General features: G+C 62.1%; 20 protein-coding genes. 12 read left to right on the forward strand and 8 right to left on the reverse strand.

The window, feature by feature from the left end; all coding sequences use genetic code 11:
* Positions 1 to 14: 14 nt before the first annotated feature.
* The gene (locus tag KY465_RS02160; protein WP_219157960.1) at positions 15 to 497 is read right to left on the reverse strand and encodes an Lrp/AsnC family transcriptional regulator; all 483 of its coding nucleotides are present in this window, start codon (positions 495 to 497) and stop codon (positions 15 to 17) included.
* 325 nt (positions 498 to 822) lie between these two features.
* On the opposite strand from KY465_RS02160, the gene trxB reads away from it, so the two are divergent.
* Together trxB and KY465_RS02170 are read left to right on the forward strand one after the other, a co-directional pair.
* On the forward strand, positions 823 to 1,797 hold the full coding sequence (gene trxB, locus KY465_RS02165; protein WP_219157962.1) for a thioredoxin-disulfide reductase: 975 nt from the start codon (positions 823 to 825) through the stop codon (positions 1,795 to 1,797).
* 60 nt (positions 1,798 to 1,857) lie between these two features.
* The gene (locus tag KY465_RS02170; RefSeq protein ID WP_219157964.1) at positions 1,858 to 2,754 is read left to right on the forward strand and encodes a LysR family transcriptional regulator; all 897 of its coding nucleotides are present in this window, start codon (positions 1,858 to 1,860) and stop codon (positions 2,752 to 2,754) included.
* Between the two features lie 354 nt (positions 2,755 to 3,108).
* On the opposite strand, the gene msrP is transcribed toward KY465_RS02170, so the two are convergent.
* Positions 3,109 to 4,140 carry a protein-methionine-sulfoxide reductase catalytic subunit MsrP gene (msrP, locus tag KY465_RS02175; RefSeq protein ID WP_219200738.1) on the reverse strand — a complete coding sequence of 344 codons (1,032 nt, stop codon included), beginning with the start codon at positions 4,138 to 4,140 and terminating at the stop codon, positions 3,109 to 3,111.
* A gap of 120 nt (positions 4,141 to 4,260) precedes the next feature.
* On the reverse strand, positions 4,261 to 5,463 hold the full coding sequence (locus KY465_RS02180) for a pyridoxal phosphate-dependent aminotransferase (protein WP_219157967.1): 1,203 nt from the start codon (positions 5,461 to 5,463) through the stop codon (positions 4,261 to 4,263).
* A gap of 223 nt (positions 5,464 to 5,686) precedes the next feature.
* On the opposite strand from KY465_RS02180, the gene KY465_RS02185 reads away from it, so the two are divergent.
* The 6 genes from KY465_RS02185 to KY465_RS02210 all read left to right on the forward strand — a co-directional run bounded on the left by KY465_RS02185 (position 5,687) and on the right by KY465_RS02210 (position 10,959).
* The gene (locus KY465_RS02185) at positions 5,687 to 6,658 is read left to right on the forward strand and encodes an EAL domain-containing protein (protein ID WP_219157969.1); all 972 of its coding nucleotides are present in this window, start codon (positions 5,687 to 5,689) and stop codon (positions 6,656 to 6,658) included.
* 191 nt (positions 6,659 to 6,849) lie between these two features.
* Positions 6,850 to 7,368 carry a hypothetical protein gene (locus tag KY465_RS02190; protein WP_219157971.1) on the forward strand — a complete coding sequence of 173 codons (519 nt, stop codon included), beginning with the start codon at positions 6,850 to 6,852 and terminating at the stop codon, positions 7,366 to 7,368.
* 130 nt (positions 7,369 to 7,498) lie between these two features.
* Positions 7,499 to 8,569, forward strand: coding sequence for a PQQ-dependent sugar dehydrogenase (locus KY465_RS02195; RefSeq protein WP_428982941.1), 1,071 nt, complete (start codon positions 7,499 to 7,501; stop codon positions 8,567 to 8,569).
* A 142-nt stretch (positions 8,570 to 8,711) separates the two neighbouring features.
* A complete protein-coding gene (locus KY465_RS02200) occupies positions 8,712 to 9,614 on the forward strand; it encodes a DMT family transporter (protein WP_219157973.1) in 903 nt (300 codons plus the stop codon).
* 387 nt (positions 9,615 to 10,001) lie between these two features.
* Entirely contained in the window at positions 10,002 to 10,217 is a 216-nt protein-coding gene (locus KY465_RS02205; protein WP_219157975.1) for a cold-shock protein, read from the forward strand.
* A 268-nt stretch (positions 10,218 to 10,485) separates the two neighbouring features.
* Complete coding sequence (locus tag KY465_RS02210) at positions 10,486 to 10,959, forward strand: BA14K family protein (protein WP_219157977.1); 474 nt, start codon at positions 10,486 to 10,488, stop codon at positions 10,957 to 10,959.
* 106 nt (positions 10,960 to 11,065) lie between these two features.
* Here KY465_RS02210 and KY465_RS02215 read toward each other — a convergent pair whose 3' ends face one another.
* A complete protein-coding gene (locus KY465_RS02215; protein WP_219157980.1) occupies positions 11,066 to 11,716 on the reverse strand; it encodes an MBL fold metallo-hydrolase in 651 nt (216 codons plus the stop codon).
* 56 nt (positions 11,717 to 11,772) lie between these two features.
* Complete coding sequence (locus KY465_RS02220) at positions 11,773 to 12,663, reverse strand: branched-chain amino acid aminotransferase (RefSeq protein ID WP_219157982.1); 891 nt, start codon at positions 12,661 to 12,663, stop codon at positions 11,773 to 11,775.
* Positions 12,664 to 12,888: 225 nt separating this feature from the next.
* Here KY465_RS02220 and KY465_RS02225 point away from each other — a divergent pair, with 225 nt between their 5' ends.
* From KY465_RS02225 to KY465_RS02240, 4 genes are all read left to right on the forward strand, one after another.
* Positions 12,889 to 13,455, forward strand: a complete 567-nt coding sequence (locus tag KY465_RS02225) for a MarR family winged helix-turn-helix transcriptional regulator (RefSeq protein WP_219157984.1) — start codon at positions 12,889 to 12,891, stop codon at positions 13,453 to 13,455.
* Positions 13,456 to 13,486: 31 nt separating this feature from the next.
* A complete protein-coding gene (locus tag KY465_RS02230; protein WP_428982916.1) occupies positions 13,487 to 14,209 on the forward strand; it encodes a response regulator in 723 nt (240 codons plus the stop codon).
* A gap of 400 nt (positions 14,210 to 14,609) precedes the next feature.
* A complete protein-coding gene (locus KY465_RS02235; RefSeq protein WP_219157986.1) occupies positions 14,610 to 16,241 on the forward strand; it encodes a methyl-accepting chemotaxis protein in 1,632 nt (543 codons plus the stop codon).
* 189 nt (positions 16,242 to 16,430) lie between these two features.
* Positions 16,431 to 17,813: an ATP-binding protein gene (locus tag KY465_RS02240; protein ID WP_219157988.1), complete on the forward strand. Its 1,383-nt coding sequence runs from the start codon at positions 16,431 to 16,433 to the stop codon at positions 17,811 to 17,813.
* 12 nt (positions 17,814 to 17,825) lie between these two features.
* Here the strand turns inward: KY465_RS02240 and KY465_RS02245 are convergent, their stop codons facing one another.
* Genes KY465_RS02245 through KY465_RS02255 form a run of 3 tightly spaced genes read right to left on the reverse strand, consistent with a single transcriptional unit; the run spans position 17,826 to position 19,534 of the window.
* Positions 17,826 to 18,182: a tRNA-binding protein gene (locus KY465_RS02245; protein WP_219157990.1), complete on the reverse strand. Its 357-nt coding sequence runs from the start codon at positions 18,180 to 18,182 to the stop codon at positions 17,826 to 17,828.
* Positions 18,179 to 18,991: a pyrroline-5-carboxylate reductase gene (gene proC, locus KY465_RS02250; protein WP_219157992.1), complete on the reverse strand. Its 813-nt coding sequence runs from the start codon at positions 18,989 to 18,991 to the stop codon at positions 18,179 to 18,181. The genes KY465_RS02245 and proC overlap by 4 nt, the downstream gene beginning before the upstream one ends.
* A gap of 42 nt (positions 18,992 to 19,033) precedes the next feature.
* Entirely contained in the window at positions 19,034 to 19,534 is a 501-nt protein-coding gene (locus KY465_RS02255) for a type III secretion system chaperone family protein (protein ID WP_219157994.1), read from the reverse strand.
* Positions 19,535 to 19,609: the final 75 nt, after the last annotated feature.

Raw genomic sequence — 19,609 nt, forward strand, 5'->3', positions numbered from 1 at the left:
TCTCACCGCCCCGCTCAGCGCGAAGCGGTCGAGATCTCCACCAGGCCCTCATCCTTCACCTTGCGGATGGTCAGCATCGTTCGCACCGTGTCAACATTCTCCTCCGCCGTCAGCTGCTCGACGACGAAATCCTGGAAATGCGTGAGATTGCGCGCCACGCAATGCAGCAGAAAGTCCGTTTCGCCCGACACCATCCAGGCTTCACGCACCAAGGTCCAGTGTTGCGTGGCCGCCGCGAAGCTCTTCAGGTTGGCATCCGACTGATGCTTCAATCCGACCATGCAGAACCCCACGAGGTCATAGCCAAGCATCGGTGCATTGATCAGCGCGCGGTAGCCTTTCAGGATTCCGGCCTCTTCCAGCTTGCGAACCCGCCGCAGACATGGCGGCGCCGAGATACCGACGCGGCTGGCCAATTCCACATTGGTCATGCGCCCATGTGCCTGCAATTCCTTGAGAATGCGAAAGTCGATCAGGTCGAGTTCAGCCTTGAACATGGGACGATCCTCGTGGCGCCGTAACACGGGCAGTATGAAACAATATTGCGCGTTACGGCGGCTTGTCCACCCGGCGCCGGTTTGCCCGGTCTGCAAGTCCTGTGCGTAAGCCGCGCCGCTGCAGCGACCCACCTTGCAACCACCCCCCGCCAGTTCATAGATTAAGGCACAGCTTCGGCAGACCTGTTTGCCTTCCGCTTGCCTCGAGGCGAGACAGTTGCAGGTTTGCTCCGCTATAAGAATTCATCCGCCGATCGATCGGTTTTCCGTCGGCGCAAGCAGGCGGTCGCATCGACGAGGCGCCGCGAAAGCAGGAAGAGATACAATGTCCGCACGCCACGTCCCTGTTCTCATCATCGGCTCCGGCCCAGCCGGCTACACTGCAGCGATTTACGCAGCGCGCGCCCTTCTCAATCCGGTGATCATCACCGGCATGGAACAGGGTGGCCAATTGATGATCACCACCGAGGTGGAGAATTATCCCGGTTACGCTGACCCGGTGCAGGGTCCGTGGATGATGGAGCAGATGCGCCAGCAGGCCGAACATGTCGGCGCCGAGATCGTCAACGATCTCGTCACCTCCGTCGATCTCGATCGGCGACCCTTCACGGTCAACACCGATTCCGGCGCTGTCTGGACCTGCGATGCGCTGATCATCGCCACCGGCGCGCAGGCGAAATGGCTCGGCATTGCCGGCGAGAAGGACTTCATGGGTTTCGGAGTTTCCGCCTGCGCCACCTGCGACGGATTCTTCTATCGCGGCAAGCACGTCATCGTGGTGGGCGGCGGCAACACCGCTGTCGAGGAAGCGATCTACCTGGCCAACCTTGCTGAAAAGGTGACACTGGTGCATCGCCGCGATGAACTGCGCTCGGAGAAGATCTTGCAGGAGCGGCTCTTCGCCCTGCCCAATGTCGAATTCCTGTGGAACAGTGAACTGGTCGAGTATATCGGCGGCGAGCCGGTCGGAGCCATGCCACCCGCCGTGCGCGCCGTGCGCATCAAGGATCGCACCAGCGGCGAAACCCGGGAGATGGAAATTGACGGTGTCTTCGTCGCCATCGGCCACGCGCCGGCGGTCAGCCTGTTCAAGGACAAGCTGCGCCTCAAACCCAATGGATATTTGTGGACCGCACCGGATTCCGCCGCCACCGAAATTCCCGGCGTCTTTGCCGCCGGCGATGTCACCGACGACATCTACCGGCAGGCTGTTACCGCGGCCGGCATGGGATGCATGGCGGCGCTGGAAGCGGAACGTTTCCTGGCCGGCATCGGCACCCAGGCGGAGGCCGCCGAATAGCGGCAAGGATCGCACCGCCGCCGGCGGCGCCAAGCAAGGCCCGCGGGCCGGGAGAGAGCCATGCAACTCGACTGGGACAAGCTGCGGATCTTTCACGCTGCCGCCGAAGCCGGCTCCTTCACCCATGCCGCGGAGGTCCTTCACCTGTCACAATCGGCCATCAGCCGCCAGGTCAGCGCCCTGGAAGCCGAGATCAACACCAAGCTGTTCTACCGCCATGCGCGCGGGCTGATACTCACCGAACAGGGAGAAATGCTTTATCAGACCGCCCATGAGGTGCTGATGAAGCTCGAGAGCGTCAAGAACCGCCTGACCGAAACCCGCGAAAAACCGAGTGGCAAGCTGCGTGTCACGACCACGGTCGGCCTTGGCCAGGGCTGGCTGACCGAGAAGGTCCAGGAGTTTCTGTCGCTTCATCCGGACATGCAGGTGCAGATGATCCTCGACAACGAGGAACTGGACGTCAACATGCGTCAGGCCGACTGTGCCATTCGCCTGCGCCGGCCGCATGAATCCGATCTGATCCAGCGTCGGCTGTTCACGGTTCATTTTCACATCTACGCTTCGCCGGCCTATCTCGCCCGCCACGGCGAACCGACCTCGATCGATGATTTTGATCAGCATCGCCTGATCACCTTCGGCGAGCAGGCGCCGCTCTATCTGCACGACATGAACTGGCTCGAAACCGCCGGGCGCTCTGCCGATGATCCGCGCCGCGCCCACCTGCAGATCAACAATCTTTCCGCCATTCGCCGCGCCACGATGAACGGCGCCGGCATCGCCATGCTGCCCGACTACATGGTCAGCCGCGACTCCGGTCTCGTGCAGCTGGTGATTCCAGCGGAATTTCCGACCTTTGACACTTATTTCTGTTACGCCGAGGAAATGCGCAACGCCGCAAAACTGAAGGTCTTCCGCGATTTCCTCATCAACACGGCGCGAAACTGGAATTACTAAGGGTCCTGACTCCGGGCAGAACGCCTGCAAAAGCGGCAGAAAATTGCCTCCGGGCGGCTGCTCAGCAGCAGACATGCGAGTGGCGCATAGCTGGATTGCACCTGTAGCACTTGCCTTATGCACATAAAATCATCATATCGCCTGCAGCTGATGCACCTTTGGCGGTCACTCCTCCCAGTGCCGCCGCATGAGCTGTTCCCCTCTGGAGGTTTTGACCTTCACACCTTATGGGCCCGTGAGTTATCTCCGGGCCCTTTTTTTATCCGGTAATGTGGGATCGGGTGATCTCAGGCCGCATCCGCCTTTACCTTGCAGGCTCGCGCCCCTGAGCGCTGCGGCGGGCGGCCACGCCGCTCAGCGATACAGCGCCTCATTCTCGAGCCCGGCATACAGACCGGCCACCTGGGCGCCATAGCCGTTGAACAATTGCGTCGGCACTTCTTCCCTCGTGTGCAGCACCCGTTCGCGGGCCTGGCTCCAGCGCGGATGCGCCACCTCCGGATTGACATTCGCCCAGAACCCGTATTCGCGGGCGTTGATCTGTTCCCAGAAACTGACCGGCCGCTCGTCGGTGAAACTGATGCGCACCAGCGACTTGATTGACTTGAAACCGTATTTCCATGGCAGGGCCAGCCGGATCGGCGCGCCGTATTCGGCCCCGATCGGCTTGCCATAGGCCCCGGTGACAAGAAACGACAGATCGTTCTGTGCCTCGGCAAGGGTCACGCCCTCGACATAGGGCCACGGATACCAGATCTGTCGTTGCCCCGAGGCCATCTTTGCGTTCTCGAAAGTCTCGAAGCGCACATAGCGCGCCTCGGGCCGAGGCGAGACGCGCGCCAGCAGAGCGCGCAAGGGAAAGCCGGTCCACGGGATAGTCATTGACCAGGCCTCGACGCAGCGCAGCCGGTACAGGCGTTCTTCGAGCGGCATGGCGCGCACCAGATCCTCGAATGCGATCGTCTCCGGGTTGTCCACCAGCCCGTCGATGGTGATGCTCCACGGGTCGGTCACCAGGTTTCGGCGTGCCGCGGCGGCAATCTGCTTGTGCGAGCCATATTCGTAGAAGTTGTTGTAGCTCGAATTGACCTCCTCGGGCGTCAGCTCGCGCTCGATCTTGTAGGCTTCATTGCGCTCGGCCGGATAAAGATCGGCGGTCTTCTCGGCTGCTCCGCCCACCCCCTCGGCGGCATTTGCGCGGCCGGCTCCCCCGCTCGCCGCCGCCATGATCGCAGCCCCGCCGAGCCCCTTCATGAGGCCCCGCCGGTTCAGCCAGACAGATTCCGGCGTCGCCTGCCGTTCGGGTATGAACCAATCAGGCCGCTGTTGCAGGGACGGCGCCGATAACGGTTTCGAGGGGTCGGCGGAAGAAAAGAAGGCGCGCATATCAAAGACCATTCGCTTCTGAAAGAAACGAAAGCCTAGAATGGACCAGGAGCGGATGCAAAATCACCCGTCCTCACATTCGGGTGAGAATAGCCAGGCAAAGCCACGCGCTAGCGTTGCCTAGCGCAATGCTGCGCAGAACCGCTGAATTCGTGAGCAGGCTTCTTCCAGTATCGCATCGGATGTGGCGTAGGAGATGCGGAAATTCGGACCGAGTCCGAATGCCGAGCCCTGCACCACGGCAACGCCTTCGCTTTCCAGAAGCTCGGCGACAAAATCTGCATCCGTCTCGATGACCTTGCCCGACGGCGCCGTCTTGCCGATCGTGCCGGCACAGGATGGATAGACGTAGAAGGCGCCCTCCGGCACCGGGCAGGTGATGCCGCTTGCCTGGTTGAGCATCGAGACCACCAGATCACGGCGCCCCTTGAAGATCGCCTTGTTGCGCGCAATGAAATCCTGTGGCCCGTTCAGCGCCTCGACGGCGGCCCACTGGGAAATCGAAGCGGCGCCGGACGTCTGCTGTCCCTGAATCGTGTCCATCGCCTTGATCAGCTTCTGCGGTCCGCCGGCATAGCCGATCCGCCATCCGGTCATCGCATAGGCTTTCGACACGCCGTTCATCGTCAGTGTCCGCTCTTTCAGCGACGGCTCGATCTGCGCCGGCGTCTTGAAGACGAAATCATCGTAGGTCAGGTGCTCATACATGTCGTCCGTCAGGATCCAGACATGCTCGTGGCGCTTCAGCACATCAGTCAGCGCCCGCAGCTCATCCTCGCTGTAGGCCGCACCCGAAGGGTTGGACGGTGAGTTGAACACCAGCCACTTGGTCTTGGCGGTGATCGCCTGTTCAAGATCATCCGCCTGCACCTTGAAGCTGTTCTCCAGCGTGGTCGGCACTTCCACCACCGAGCCGCCGCACAGCGCCACCATTTCCGGATAGCTCACCCAGAACGGAGCGGGAATGACCACCTCGTCGCCGGGATTCAGGGTTGCCATGAAGGCATTGAACAAGATCTGCTTGCCGCCGGTCCCGACAATGATCTGGGAAGGATCATAGTCCAGTCCGTTTTCGCGCTTGAACTTGGCACTGATCGCCTGCCGCAATTCGGGAATACCGGCCACCGGCGTGTATTTCGTTTCCCCGCGCTCGATCGCCTCGACCGCTGCTGCCTTGATGTTGTCGGGCGTGTCGAAATCCGGCTCGCCGGCCCCCAGCCCGATGATGTCCCGCCCCTGGGCTTTCAGTTCGCGCGCCTTCTGCGTTGCCGCGATCGTCGCGGAAGGTTTGACACGTGAGAGGGCATCGGCAAGAAAAGCCATGTTTTTGCTCCGGAAATCCAATGACGAGTGCGTTTGGCGTCTCCCGGCATGACCCGGGATCGTGCCGGGTCTGTATGTCGCAACTGCGGCGCGGGTGCAAGCGTCTAGGCCAATGCGCGCTATGATAGCAATTAACCGGAGAGAAAGCTTTAAAGCGTATTGACGACAGCATGCCGTCGATGCGCATCGACTGCGGCGCGCGATCAAATACAGGAGGCTTGGCATGATGCCGGAGCACGGAGAAGCTCACTTTCTCGAGGACGAGCACGGAGCCCTGTCGACAACCTATGGCCCATATCTGCTGCGATCGGCCTTTCAGCCCATCTTTTCGCAAGGCGAGAACGGCCATCTGTGCATCGAGGCCTTCGAAGCCCTGATCCGCCCCCAACGCAACGGTGAAATGGTTGCACCGGTGCGCTTTTTCACAATGGTCGAGGCGAACGATGCGTTTGCCGTAGATGCCTTGTGTCGTCAGTTGCACCTTCGCAATGCGGCGCGAATCAAGCGGCCGGACGCGCTGTACTTCATCAATTTCAATCCCGGTCTCTTCAAGCACGGCGAAAATGTACAAAGTGAAGTACGGGCCATGCTCGATCTGTGCCACGCCTGCGGGATCAGTCCCCGCCGCGTCGTCTGTGAAATCACCGAGCACGGCTCCGATGAGGATGCTCTCGCGGATCTGGTTCAGGCGCTGCGCAACGGGATGTTCCGCATCGCCATCGATGACTATGGAGCCGACGATTCGGAAATTGCCCGGGTTGATCGGCTCAAGCCGGACGTCATCAAGTTCGACGCCGCCTGGGTACGCCGCTTCTACGAGACTCCGGCCGGCCAGAGCTTGTTGCGGCTGATGGTCGGGCAATTTGTCGATCGCGGCATTCTCTGCCTGTTCGAAGGCCTCGAGGAGGAAAGCCAGATTGCCTTCTGCCACGAAATCGGTGTGCATCTGATGCAGGGCTACGCCCTTGCTCGCCCGCAACTGGCACCGACAGACTTCGAAACGCGCTTTCCCGACCATGCAAACGGTTCGCTGCAACACCGGCTCAGCGCCGCGCGGGCCGCAATCGCCGAAAGCGGGTCGGGGACCGGTCCGGCCAGGCCGCTGGGTTTCAGCCGGCAGGAAACGGACATTGCAACGCCGGCTCCTCAGCCCGCTGCCCGCCGCGCTGTGCCCTTTGGGCGCCGCCAGCGCTAGTCTGCATCGCTGCCCGCCTCGCGTGCGAAAGCCGGTAAGCGTCAGCTTTCTGCGCTCGCCGGCCGGCGCCGTTAACCGCCATCACGATTTCGCCACAATAAAAGTCCGCGCCCGCCACAATGCCGTCCTCTTGCGGTCCGCTTCTGCCGCTCTTTTCCAGCTCAGACAGGATCGCATCAGGGGATGACATCATGCAGGCAGACGACGATTTTGGTTCTGCGCGCGGCGCAAGGAAGGCTCAGGCCCGGATTCTCAAGCTTGCAATCTTCGCTCTTCTTGGCTGTCTGGTGATGCTTGGTGTCCTGGTCAATGGGGCCAGAGCCGCGCTCTACGAAGAAGCCCATTCGCCAGCCGTTTCCACCACACAAGCGACAATGCCGGCGCGCCCACGCGCTTTGGCGGCGATCCGCATGGAACCGAACAGCATCGTTTCTCCCACCGTCACACTGCAGCTGGGCCAGGATGCCGCGGACCAGCTGACCCGCTCCGGATTGCCGGTTGAGGCCGGACCGCCCGGGCGGGCCGAGCGCCGCCCGGACCAGCGTCTGGTGAAGGGTTTTCTTGCCGAGCGATCGAATGTGATGGTGCTGCTGCTGGCGACCTTCGCCATGATGCTGGTTCTGACCACGAGGATATGGAAAAGAGCCCCCGCGGCCAGTCCTCTGCAGCCAGCCCCCGTAGCGTTGCGCCGGAGCCGGCATCCCCTTTAAGCTCGCCGCGCAGGTGCCATATATACCCGCAGATACGTTAGGGGAGCAGGCAATGAAAACGATGCGCGCGGGCCGGTTGGTCCTCACAGCCCTTCTCGGTTCAGCTCTATTGACGAGCGCGGCGACCGCGATGACGGTCAAGACACGGGAACACACCGTCGCCGTCGAAGTTCTCGCCGAAGACCTCGTCCATCCCTGGGCCGTCGAGGATATGGGCGATGGCGGGCTGCTGATTACCGAGCGGCCCGGTCGGCTGCGCCTCTTCCGCGATGGCCGCCTGTCTGCACCGATCGCCGGTCTGCCGGACATAAGCGCCACTGGTCAGGGCGGCCTGCTCGACATCGCTCTGTCCGCCGATTTTGCCGAGAGCCGCATGCTGTATCTCAGCTATTCGACCGCCGGACAGGGTGGAACCGGCACCGCCATCGCCCGCGCCCGCCTGTCTGGCGATGCGTCGAAGCTTGAGGCGGTCGAGGAAATCTTCCGCATGAACCACTTCACCGACAAGACCCAACATTACGGCTCGCGCATTGCCGTCGGCGGCGATGGCAGCCTGTTTTTTACCATCGGTGATCGCGGTGAGAGCGAGCGCGCCCAGGATCCGGGCGATCATGCCGGCTCGGTGCTGCACATCATGCCCGACGGATCGATCCCCGCCGGCACGCAAAGCGCCCCGGCCTCGTGGCAGCCGGAGATCTGGTCCATCGGCCACCGCAATCCGCAGGGCCTGGCTTTCGACCGCGAAACGGGCACCCTTTATGCCGTCGAACACGGCGCGCGCGGCGGCGATGAAGTCAACCGCCCGCAGGCTGCGCTCAATTATGGCTGGCCAATTATCTCCTATGGCCGCCACTATTCCGGCGCCGAAATCGGCCGGGGAACGGCGGCCGAGGGCTATGAGCAACCGATCCACTATTGGGATCCCTCGATCGCGCCGGGCGGCATGACGGTCTATCGCGGCACCATGTTTCCCGAATGGCAGGGCGACATCTTCGTCGCGGCACTGAAGTTCCAGCTGCTGGTCCGCCTCGACCATGATCCCGAGAGCGGCGAGATCCGCTCCGAGGAACGCCTGCTGAAGGGTGATTTCGGGCGGCTGCGCGACGTCATCACCGCCTCGGATGGCGCTTTGCTGATTGTCACCGACGAGGAGGACGGCAAGCTGTTGCGCCTGTCAAACGCCGACGCTCAGGCCGACTGACAACCGGCCGCGCACCGGCGGCGGGCTCCCTTCGGGCGTTGCGGTCGGCGCGAGCAAGGCACGCCTTGATGCCGCAGGTTTGCGCTGCTAGAGCGGAGCGCCCGAGCGGAGCAGCCCGCTTTTCCAACCATGTTGTCCTGCCATGCCGCGTCACACTGCCAATCTTCTGTTGCTGTTGTCCGGCGCCATATGGGGCATGGGCTTCGTCGCCCAGTCGACGGCGATGGAGGCCATCGGACCGCTGCTTTTCATCGGCCTGCGGTTCCTGGTGGCCACCTTGTTTCTCCTGCCTTTCGCCTGGTTCGAACATCGTCGCGCCACTGCTCCGGTGACGCGCGGCAACCGGATTGGCTTTTTGCAGATCGGACTTGTCCTCTTCAGCGGCATGGTCCTGCAGCAATATGGCCTGCTCTATACCACCGTGACCAATTCCGGATTTCTGACCGGTCTTTACGTGGTGATGGTGCCGATCCTCACCCTACTGGTGCTCAGAACCCGCCCCCACCCCCTGGTCTGGCCAGCCGTCATCATGACCTTCATCGGCATATTTCTGCTCTCGGGGGCGCGGGTGACGACCCTCAACCGCGGCGATGCGTTGACCCTTGGCTGCGCCCTGTTCTGGGCCACCCAGGTCATCCTCGTCGGCCGTTACAGTGTAGCCAGTGGCCGGCCGCTGGCCTTGTCACTGGTTCAATTCAGCGTCTGTGCCGTCCTTGGCCTCGGCGCCGCGGTGATGTTCGAGCCCATCGCCTTGCCGGCGATCCGGGCAGCTTTGCCGGAAATTCTCTTTGCCGGCATCTTCGCCAGCGGCATCGCCTTTACCCTGCAAGTGGTCGGTCAGCGCTACACCACGGCACCGCAGGCGGCGATCTTTTTGTCGACCGAGTCGATCTTCGCCGCTCTCTTCGGCGCGCTTCTGCTCGGCGAATTTGTTCCGGCCATCGGCTATCTCGGTGGCCTGTTGATCTTTCTCTCGATCCTCCTCGTCGAGGTCGGTCCGGTCATCGCAGCACGGCGTCGTCTGGCAACCGGCCGCGGTCTATGAGGCGCCGGTCCCGCCCGTCGCAATCCGCCTGCCCCCGGGTGAAAACATTGACGGCTCCGTCAACCGCCCGGAAAATCCATGCCGGGCACCACCTGCGGCAATAAAGTTTCGCTTGCCTTGAGGGCAGAAAACGAGCATCTTCGGCCTGTTCGGGCATTTTGCGAACACGGGAAATCCATAATCATGCGAGCCAGGGACGCATAACATCCCTGGGCGGTAGAGCAACGAGATCGCCTTTGACGAGTGCTTGATGAGCCGTAACAACCAGGACCTTTCCTCACAATTCGAGAACTGCCTGCCTCACCCTCGCGCGAATGCGGGATTGATTGTGATCGTGCCGAGCGAGGCGTGCGATGTCTACTCTCGGCTTCTCAAGGACCTGTAGACATGGCCGAGACTGGCACTGTAAAATTCTTCAATAACGACAAGGGCTTTGGCTTCATCAAGCCGGACAACGGCGGCGCCGACATCTTTGTTCATATCTCCGCGGTTCAAGCCTCTGGCCTTGCCGGCCTCGACGAAAATCAGAAAGTCAGCTTTGACACCGAGCCGGATCGCCGCGGCAAGGGTCCCAAAGCGGTGAACCTGACCGTCGTCGATTGATCCTCTCGTCTGCTGACGGGATGGCCTGTCAGCTTCCGGAGCTGGATCTCTGATCTGACCTCAAGCCACCGGGAGAGCCGTTCTTTCCGGTGGCTTTTTTGGTCGTGCAGCGCGCCGCGGCAGCTTCAGGCCCGGCCGCAGCGCTTCACGCAGTGGAACCGGCAGGCTCGCGGTTCGTTCAGCTAGCATTCAGGTGCCACGAGGATAATCGGACATCTCTCAGGATGAGGTGCCACCGGAGGTCCGGTTGGCCAGGAAGGATGAAACGATGAACATGCTTCGTAAAATTATGGTTGCGACCTGCGTTGCCACCATGGCTCTCACCACTCCGATGACTACGGCCTTTGCCGACAGTGGCGCGACAAACCGCTTTGATTCCACCAAGAGAATTCGCCGCGACGACCATCGCGAGTGGCGGCATCATCGCGGCGACTTGCATCGTGACCGGGCCGAATGGCGCCGCGAACTGCGCCGTGATCGCCGCGCCCGCCGTCACCACCGCCATCGCGGCAATGACGATGCCATCGCACTCGGCCTTGGCCTTGCCGCCGGCGCCATCGTTCTCGGCACGATCGCCAGCCAGCAGCAGCCAACCTATCGCGCGCCGGCCTCGGGCGGTCGCTACGAGCCCTGGTCGCCGTCCTGGTACCGCTATTGCGACAACAAGTATCGCTCGTTCAACCCGAACACCGGTACCTATCGCGGATATGATGGGCGCGATCACTTCTGCGTCGTCAATTGAGCGGAATGACCGGCCGGTGATCAGCGCCGGCAGTTCAGTTGCCTAATGAACGGAGCCCCGGACCTTGTCCGGGGCTTTGTTGTTTATCGCGTGCTTTGAGACCGGCTTACAGGCCCTTGAGAAACGGGTTGCTGCGCCGTTCCTCGCCAATCGTCCCGCCCGGCCCATGCCCGCAAATGAAGCCGGTGGCATCCCCCAGCGGCAGCACCTTGTCGCGGATCGAATTGAGCAGCGTCTGGTGGTCACCCCCCGGCAAGTCGGTGCGCCCCACGGAACCGGAAAACAGCACATCGCCGACATGCGCAAATCCGGCCTTGCGGTTGTAGAAGATGACGTGCCCGGGCGCATGGCCGGGCGTGTGCAGCACTTCGAACTTGTGCTCGCCAAACTGCACGCTGTCGCCCTCATCCAGCCAGGTGTCAGGAACCAGATCGCGCATGTCGCCGGCCGCGAGGCCGAATTGCTGCGCCTGTTGCGACAGCCGCGCCAGCATCATCTCGTCGGCGCGATGCGGTCCTATCACCTTGACGCCCAGGCGCTCGCGCAATTCGTCCGCACCGCCGGCGTGATCAAGATGACCATGCGTGATCCAGATCTCCTTGACGACAATCTTGGCTTCCTTGATCGCGGCCGCAATGCGCTCGACGTCCCCACCCGGATCGATCACCACACCCTCGAGGCTCTCGGCATCGAACAGGATGGTGCAATTTTGCTGGAACGGTGTGACCGGAACGATGCCGGCACGCAGTTCACCCATGAAGATCTCCATTGGAAAAGACCGAAGACCGCAACAGCGCGCCTCGGGCCATATGTCTATTCGGCGGCGCTCTGCAGCGGCTGCACGGCCTGCATGTAATCATTGACCAGATTGGTCGAGATTTCGCCCACCTTGAAGTTATAGGGGCCGATTTCGGAAACCGGAGTGACTTCCGCCGCCGTCCCGGTCAGGAAACATTCGCTGAACCCGCTCATTTCCTCGGGCATGATGGCCCGCTCCACCACTTCATATCCGCGCTTTTTGGCCAGCTCGATCACCGTCCGGCGGGTGATGCCGTCAAGAAAACAGTCCGGCGTCGGCGTGTGCAACACCCCGTCCTTGACGAAGAAGATATTCGCGCCCGTTGCCTCCGCCACCTGGCCGCGCCAGTCGAGCATCAAGGCGTCGGCATAGCCGCGCGCCTCGGCCCGGTGCTTGGACAAGGTACAGATCATGTAAAGACCGGCGGCCTTCGATTTTGCCGGAGCCGTACGCGGATCGGGACGGCGATATTCCGCCTGGTCGAGGCGAATGCCCTTTAGCCGCTCTTCCGGCTTGAAATAGCTTGGCCACTGCCAGATCGCGATTGCCAGATTGATGCGATTTGTCTGGGCCGAGACACCCATCATCTCCGAGCCGCGCCAGGCGATCGGCCGCACATAGGCATCGCTCAGGCCCTGACGTTTCAGAAGGGTTCGGCAGGCGTCATCGATCTCGGCAACGCTGTAGGGAATCTCCATGCCGAGGATTTCCGCCGAGCGATGCAGGCGCTCGGTATGTTCCGTCAGCTTGAAGATCTCGCCGCCGTAAGCACGCTCGCCCTCGAACACGGCGCTGGCATAGTGCAGCCCATGCGTCAGAACGTGCAACTTGGCCTCGCTCCAGGGGACATAGGCCCCGTTGTACCAGATCTCACCATCCAATTGATCGAAAGGCACCGAAGCCATCGCATTTCCTCCAGCGGCTGGCCGCAATTTTAGGGTGTCACCCCGGTTGATAGCCGGATTCGCGGCGCCGCTTCCACTGACGCCTGATTACGCTGTGCCGAACAAAACCGGATGATGATTGGCACGCCGCAGCACCCAGCATACGCGCCATCACAGCGAAATGAAGGCTAGCAATTGCGAAAAATTATGTCAACATAACTGACATATTCGGAAGGAATGGACGCTATGCCACGCACCGGCGCAACAAATCCCCCGGCGCCCCCGGCCCCCGATGGATCAGACGCGAGAACCGAGAGCGGTGAAGAGATCGATTTCCAGACAATCGAACTGCTGTTCTTTGCCTATCGTGATTTCATCTCGGACCCCGACGCCATCCTTGCCCGCTACGGCTTCGGCCGCGCCCATCATCGCGTGGTTCACTTCGTCAGCCGTCAGCCCGGCCTGACAGTCGCCGATCTGCTTGAGACCCTGAAGATCACCAAGCAGAGCCTGGCCCGCGTGCTCAAGCAGCTGATCGAGAACGGCTATGTCAACCAGGTCGCCGGTCCGCAGGACAGGCGCCAACGCAAGCTCTTCGTCACGCCGAAGGGCCGCGAACTGGCGCTGGCGCTGGCCCGGCCACAGTCTCGCCGTATCGCCCATGCATTTTCCCGGCTTGACAATCCGGGCCGCGAAAACGTGCTGCAATTTCTTGCCGGGATGATAGACGCTCAGGATGGCCTTGCGGCGCATACGGCAGGCGCGGCACAATCTGCCGACGCCGCGGATGAAGATGAATCGAGCCGGACCTAGGCCCCGAGCAGCCGGCAACAGGGAGAGTTTAGTGGAGCAGCAGAAGACCCGCGTCCCACCTGACGATGCCGCTCATCTCCTGATCATCGACGATGACACCCGCATTCGCGAGCTTCTGCATCGCTATCTTTCCGAGCGCGGCTTTCGCGTCTCCACGGCCGCCGATGCGGCCGAAGCCCGTCGCAAGATCGAAGGCATCGACTTCGACCTGCTGGTCGTCGACGTCATGATGCCCGGCGAAAGCGGTCTTTCACTCGTGCGCAGCCTGCGCGAGACACAGTCCGTTCCGATCCTGATGTTGACCGCGCTGTCGGAATCGAGCGACCGCATTGGCGGGCTCGAGGCGGGCGCCGATGATTATCTGCCAAAGCCGTTCGAACCGCGCGAACTCGTGCTGCGCATCAACAATATTCTCAAACGCGGCGGCCAGCCCAGTCTGCCGAAGATTGAGCAGGTCGTCTTCGGTCCCTACACATTCGTCATTGCGCGCCGCGAGCTGCGCCGCTCCGGCGAGCCTGTCCGCCTGACCGATCGCGAGCGCGATATCATGGCTGTATTTGCCGAACGCGCCGGCGAGACCATCCCGCGCCACGAATTGGTGACCAGCGACAGCGATGTCGGCGAGCGCACCATCGATGTGCAGATCAATCGCCTACGGCGCAAGATCGAGGCTGATCCCGCCAACCCCGTCTGGCTGCAGACCGTGCGCGGCATCGGCTATCGACTCGGCGTTGAGGCCTCCGCCACCGGCTGAGCACATTGCCCCTGGCCTGCGCATAGGCGTGGAGATTCCAACCTAGAAGATCCCCCTTGATGCGAGGGGAAGCCTCGTCGCCTCCTCCTCGGGAAGGCCCCGAGGCACGCAATCGTGCCCTGCGCTGCTCAAAATCCGATCGGTTTTGAATAAATTTGCCCTGGCCAAACCCTTTAATCGCAAGGGTTGCACAACCATCCCATGTAAATTCTAGCCTGTTCCCTTAACCTGTTGTTAGACCGCTGTATCAAAATTAGACACACGGACCCGTTGATAGTGTGATCGAACCCCACCCAGTTTGCCCCCAGTCTGTCGGAGTATAGCAGTGATCAATAGGCGTTCTATATTTTCAAAATCGAGTCCCTCCCAGGTTATCGAAGCGATCGGTCGGTCGCAGGCCATGATCGAGTTTGATCTCGACGGGACCATACTTGATGCAAACGAAAACTTTTGCCAGGCCGTTGGCTACGAGCTTTCTGAGATCAAGGGAAAGCACCATCGCATCTTTGTCGACCGGGAAATGAGCGAGAGCCCTTCTTACCGCGAATTCTGGGCCAAGCTGTCGGCCGGCAAGTTCGATCGCGGCGCCTATCGGCGCATCGCCAAGAACGGAGCGCCCATCTGGATCGAAGCCTCCTACAACCCAGTGTTGAAGGGTGGCAAGCCGGTGCGCATCCTCAAGATCGCGACTGACATCACCGACAAGCACAACAAGGCCGTGGCCGATTCCAGCCGGCGTGAAGCCGTTTCGCGCTCGCAGGCCGTCATCGAATTTGACGGCACCGGCCGCATTCTCTCCGCCAACGAGAACTTTCTCGCAACTGTCGGCTACACCGCCGAAGAGGTGATCGGCCGGCATCACCGCATGTTTTGTGACGCAGCCTACACCCAGTCCGAAGACTATGCGCGTTTCTGGGAACGCCTCAACGAAGGCGAATTCATTGCCGACGAATTTCGCCGTTTTGGCAAGGGCGGCCGGGAAGTCTGGATCCAGGCCTCCTACAATCCGATCCTTGATGCAGACGGCAAGGTCGTCAGCATCATGAAGATTGCCACCGATGTCACCGCGCGCATGGAAGCAATCGACCAGATCGGCGAGGGTCTGACCCGTCTTGCCGACGGCGATCTGCGCACCGACCTCGACAAGCCATTCGTGCCGACGATGGAAAAGCTGCGGGCCGATTTCAACAAGGCGATCGGCCGGCTGCGCAGTGCGCTCGGCGAGATCGGCGATGGCGCCGTGCAGATCAAGGCACGCGCTGCCGAGGTCGAGGGGGCGGGCCGCGACATGGCCGCACGCTCGGAAGCTCAGGCCGCCAGCGTCGAGCAGACTGCCGCCGCCATCGAGCAGATCACGACGGCGATCGACCACGCCAGCCGCCGCGCCGCCGATGCCAAGCGCATGGTCACGGCGACGCAGGAAGACGCCAGCCGCTCGCGTGATGTTGTCGGCAAGGCAATGAGTGCGATGGATCGCATCAAGACCTCGTCGAGCGATATTTCCTCGATCATCGGCGTGATTGACGGCATCGCCTTCCAGACCAATCTGCTGGCGCTCAATGCCGGCGTCGAGGCCGCCCGGGCCGGGGAAGCCGGCAAGGGATTTGCCGTTGTGGCACAGGAAGTGCGCGAACTGGCGCAACGGTGTGCCGACGCCGCCGGCCAGGTCAAGCAACTGATCACCACCTCGGGAGACAATGTGCAGGCCGGTGTGTCGATGGTCGGCGAATTGGGCGAGGTGCTGACGCGCATCGCCACCGAGATCGGCGAGATCAACACCAATGTGTCGGCCATTGCCGATGGTGCCGATGAACAGGCGGCAGGCGTGCGCGAGATCAATGGCGCCGTCAACGCGATCGACAGCGACACCCAGCGTAACGCCTCCCTCGCCGACACCTCCCAGCGGCTCAGCGAGGAACTGGCCAGCGATGCCAACCAGCTCTTCAAGCTGCTCGCCAATTTCCACCTGACCGGCGCAGCTTCCACAAACCAGGAGATCCTCAAATTGCGGGACCTGCGTTCCGCGGCCTGACGGGGCAAATGGCGGTACCCCTTCCGCCGAGCCTCCGATCAGCACTGGCAGCGCCGCCCCTCCCCACGGGGCGGCGTTGCTGCTTGCGGCGCGCTATGGCAAAACCATCTTCCGGACGCCGCGACATGATGCGCTGGCAGTCCGTGCCCGTCCGCCAATCCGGCATCTTTGCGGGAAGTGGAGCCAGACGTGACGACAATCGACGCCATACGTCGCGAATACGAACGCTATCCGCCGCGCGGCCTGCGCCGCCTGACCCGCTGGTTCGGCAAGAGACTGCCCACCCGCCTGTATGCCCGCGCCCTGCTGATCATCATCATCCCGATGGTGCTGCTGCAGTCGGTCATCGCCTTCGTGTTCATGGAACGCCACTGGCAGACCGTCACCCAGCGCCTGTCGACGGCGGTCACCCGCGACATCGCTGCCGTCATCGACATCATCGACACCTATCCGAGTGATCCCGCCTATGACGAGATCATTCGCATCGCGCGCCAGCGGCTGGCATTGAACATCGCCATCGAACCTGCCGGCGACCTGCCGCCGCCGCGGCCCAAGCCCTTTTTCTCGATCCTCGACCAGATCCTCTCCGAGGAGATCACCCGACAGATCCAGCGCCCCTTCTGGATCGATACGGTTGGAAATTCACATCTCGTCGAGATCCGGATTCAACTCGACGACAAGATCCTGCGTGTCTTCGCCCGCCGCAGCCAGGCCTACGCCTCCAACACCCACATTTTCCTTTTGTGGATGGTCGGAACGTCGATGGTGCTCCTGATCATCGCCATTCTTTTCCTGCGCGGGCAGATCCGGCCGATCCTGAAATTGACCCAGGCCGCCGAGAGTTTTGGCAAGGGACAGAGAATGCCCGCCGATTTCCGGCCCCGCGGAGCCGACGAGATCCGCCGCGCCGGCCTGGCCTTCATCAAGATGCGCGAGCGGATCGAGCGGCAGATGGAGCAGCGCACCGCCATGCTCTCGGGTGTCAGCCACGATCTGCGCACCATTCTCACGCGCTTCCGTTTACAGCTGGCTCTGGTCGGCGACAGCCCGGAAATCGAAAGCCTCAACAAGGACGTCGACGACATGCAGTCGATGCTCGACAGCTATTTGTCCTTTGCGCGCAACGATGCGGAGGAGGATGTCGGTACCATCAGCCTGTCGGAGACCATCGACCGCATCGCCGCTGACGGCCGCCTGCGCGGCGCCACGGTCAGCGTTGCCATCGAGGGCGAGGATACGGTGCGCGTCCGCCCCACCGCATTCACCCGGATGATCACCAATCTGGTCGCCAATGCCTGCCGCTATGCGGAGACGATTTCCATTGCCGCCACTCACGGCAACAAATGGCTGATCCTGACCATTGACGATGACGGTACCGGTATTCCGTCCGAGGCACGCGAAGAGGTATTCAGGCCGTTCTTTCGTCTCGACGCGGCGCGCAATCAGGACGAGAGCGGCAGCGGACTGGGCCTGACCATCGTACGCGACATCGCGCGCTCGCACGGCGGCGATGTCATCTTGTCCGACAGTCCGATGGGCGGGCTGCGCGCCCAGGTCCGGCTGCCGATCTGACCGGCCGCCGCTCTACATCAGGCGGGCGCCGTTTGCGACCGCCTGATCCGGGCCGATCAGCACCACCGCTCCCTGACCGTCCAGCACTCCGAGCGTCAGCACTTCCGACATGAACGGACCGATCTGCCGCGGCGGAAAATTGACCACCGCCATCACCTGCCGACCCAGCAAGGTCTTCGGATCGTAATGTTCGGTGATTTGCGCCGAGGATTTCTTCTCCCCGATCTCCGCACCGAAATCGATGCGCATCTTGAACGCTGGCTTGCGCGCTTCCGGAAAGGCTTCCGCATGCACGATCGTCCCGACCCGGATATCGACCTTTTCGAAATCCGCAAATGCGATCAATCCCTGCGGCCCCGGACTGCTCATTGCCCCAGCGCCTTGGCGCGGTCGAAGGCGGCCCGGACCGCACGCGTCATCAGCGGCTGCAGGCCGTCCTCATCCATCAGCACGTCCAGCGCCGCGGCGGTCGTGCCATTCGGCGAGGTGACATTCTTGCGCAGCGTCGCGACGTCGGCTTCGGCCTGGTGCATCAATTCGCCGGCCCCTGACACCGTGTGGCGCGCCAGGGTCATGGCCAGATCGGCCGGCAGCCCGCACTGACGCCCCGCCTCGGCCATGCATTCGGCAAGATAGAACGCATAGGCCGGACCGCTGCCCGACACCGCGGTAACCGCGTCGATCAGCTCTTCCCGCTCAACCCACACCACCGGACCGCTGACCGACAAGAGCTGTGTGACCGCCTCGCGCGCCTCGGCCGGCACCTTGTCATTGCCGTAACAGCCTGTGATCCCGCGCCCGACCATCGCCGGCGTGTTCGGCATCGCGCGGATCACCGCGCCGCCGGCCATCTCTTCCAGATGCGCGATCGAAATCCCGGCTGCGATCGACACGCTGACCGTCTCCGCGCCGATAATGCTGGAGACCGCCGCCACAGCCTTGGCCATGATTTGCGGCTTGACCGCGAGCAGCAAAATACCGGCCTTGACCCCGTCGGGTGCCGAGGTCTCGTGGCGTATGCCCCTTGCGGAGAGCTCGTCGCGCATCGCCTCGGAAGGCTGCGGATCGAGCACCAGCACATGCGCCGGGTCGATGCCCTCCTTCAGCCAGCCGCGCAACAGGGCGCCGCCCATATTGCCGGCGCCGAGAAGAACCAGGGGTCGATCTGCGCCAATCATGCAAGCCTCATTTAAATTTTTGCCGGGTCCGCGAGCAGAGCCTCAGGCCTCGCCATGCGTCTCGAACAGCACGGCAGCCATGGCGCTCTTGGCGTCCATTCCGGACCAGACCACAAACTGGAATGCCTGAAAATAGGCTTCGCAACTGTCGAGACCGTTAGACAGCAACATCTCCACCTGCCGGTTGGTCGGCTCGGCGCCACCGGACAGCAAGAGGGACTGCCGGAAAATGACCACATCCTCCTCGTCCCAGTAATCGAAATGCCCCATCAGCACCTGGGCATTCACCTGGGCGAGAAGCCGCGTCACCTCGGTGGCACGGAACGCCGGCACCTTCAGGTCGAAAGCCGAGGCAATATGCAGCGCTTCCCAGTCTTCCATCCAGGAGAAGGAGACGTTGTAATCGGTCCAGCGCCCTTCGACCGTCATCGCCAGTTCGTCTTCGCCGGAACGCTCGAAAGCCCAGTCATTGGCAGCGGCGACAAATTCGATGACGTCGACCGGATTGGAATGCCGCTCGGTTTCCAGTTGCAACAGATTCATGTCCCACCCTTGCCCATGCCGTCATGCGGCCTGCCTGATTTGGAATGAGTCGGAGAACGGCCGGCGCACCATGCG

Origin of the sequence: Neohoeflea coraliihabitans, from assembly GCF_019334345.1 — a bacterium.
GTDB classification, from domain to species: Bacteria; Pseudomonadota; Alphaproteobacteria; order Rhizobiales; family Rhizobiaceae; genus Pseudohoeflea; species Pseudohoeflea coraliihabitans.

Coding starts and splice junctions, on each gene's coding strand:
- msrP (WP_219200738.1), bottom strand. CDS start 4,140: ATGCGCGCCTTCTTTTCTTCCGCCGACCCCTCGAAACCGTTATCGGCG.
- proC (WP_219157992.1), bottom strand. CDS start 18,991: ATGATTGGCGCAGATCGACCCCTGGTTCTTCTCGGCGCCGGCAATATG.
- KY465_RS02225 (WP_219157984.1), top strand. CDS start 12,889: ATGCCACGCACCGGCGCAACAAATCCCCCGGCGCCCCCGGCCCCCGAT.
- KY465_RS02220 (WP_219157982.1), bottom strand. CDS start 12,663: ATGGCTTCGGTGCCTTTCGATCAATTGGATGGTGAGATCTGGTACAAC.
- trxB (WP_219157962.1), top strand. CDS start 823: ATGTCCGCACGCCACGTCCCTGTTCTCATCATCGGCTCCGGCCCAGCC.
- KY465_RS02190 (WP_219157971.1), top strand. CDS start 6,850: ATGCAGGCAGACGACGATTTTGGTTCTGCGCGCGGCGCAAGGAAGGCT.
- KY465_RS02235 (WP_219157986.1), top strand. CDS start 14,610: ATGATCGAGTTTGATCTCGACGGGACCATACTTGATGCAAACGAAAAC.
- KY465_RS02255 (WP_219157994.1), bottom strand. CDS start 19,534: ATGAATCTGTTGCAACTGGAAACCGAGCGGCATTCCAATCCGGTCGAC.
- KY465_RS02210 (WP_219157977.1), top strand. CDS start 10,486: ATGAACATGCTTCGTAAAATTATGGTTGCGACCTGCGTTGCCACCATG.
- KY465_RS02245 (WP_219157990.1), bottom strand. CDS start 18,182: ATGAGCAGTCCGGGGCCGCAGGGATTGATCGCATTTGCGGATTTCGAA.
- KY465_RS02185 (WP_219157969.1), top strand. CDS start 5,687: ATGATGCCGGAGCACGGAGAAGCTCACTTTCTCGAGGACGAGCACGGA.
- KY465_RS02180 (WP_219157967.1), bottom strand. CDS start 5,463: ATGGCTTTTCTTGCCGATGCCCTCTCACGTGTCAAACCTTCCGCGACG.
- KY465_RS02195 (WP_428982941.1), top strand. CDS start 7,499: ATGACGGTCAAGACACGGGAACACACCGTCGCCGTCGAAGTTCTCGCC.
- KY465_RS02215 (WP_219157980.1), bottom strand. CDS start 11,716: ATGGGTGAACTGCGTGCCGGCATCGTTCCGGTCACACCGTTCCAGCAA.
- KY465_RS02200 (WP_219157973.1), top strand. CDS start 8,712: ATGCCGCGTCACACTGCCAATCTTCTGTTGCTGTTGTCCGGCGCCATA.
- KY465_RS02160 (WP_219157960.1), bottom strand. CDS start 497: ATGTTCAAGGCTGAACTCGACCTGATCGACTTTCGCATTCTCAAGGAA.
- KY465_RS02205 (WP_219157975.1), top strand. CDS start 10,002: ATGGCCGAGACTGGCACTGTAAAATTCTTCAATAACGACAAGGGCTTT.
- KY465_RS02170 (WP_219157964.1), top strand. CDS start 1,858: ATGCAACTCGACTGGGACAAGCTGCGGATCTTTCACGCTGCCGCCGAA.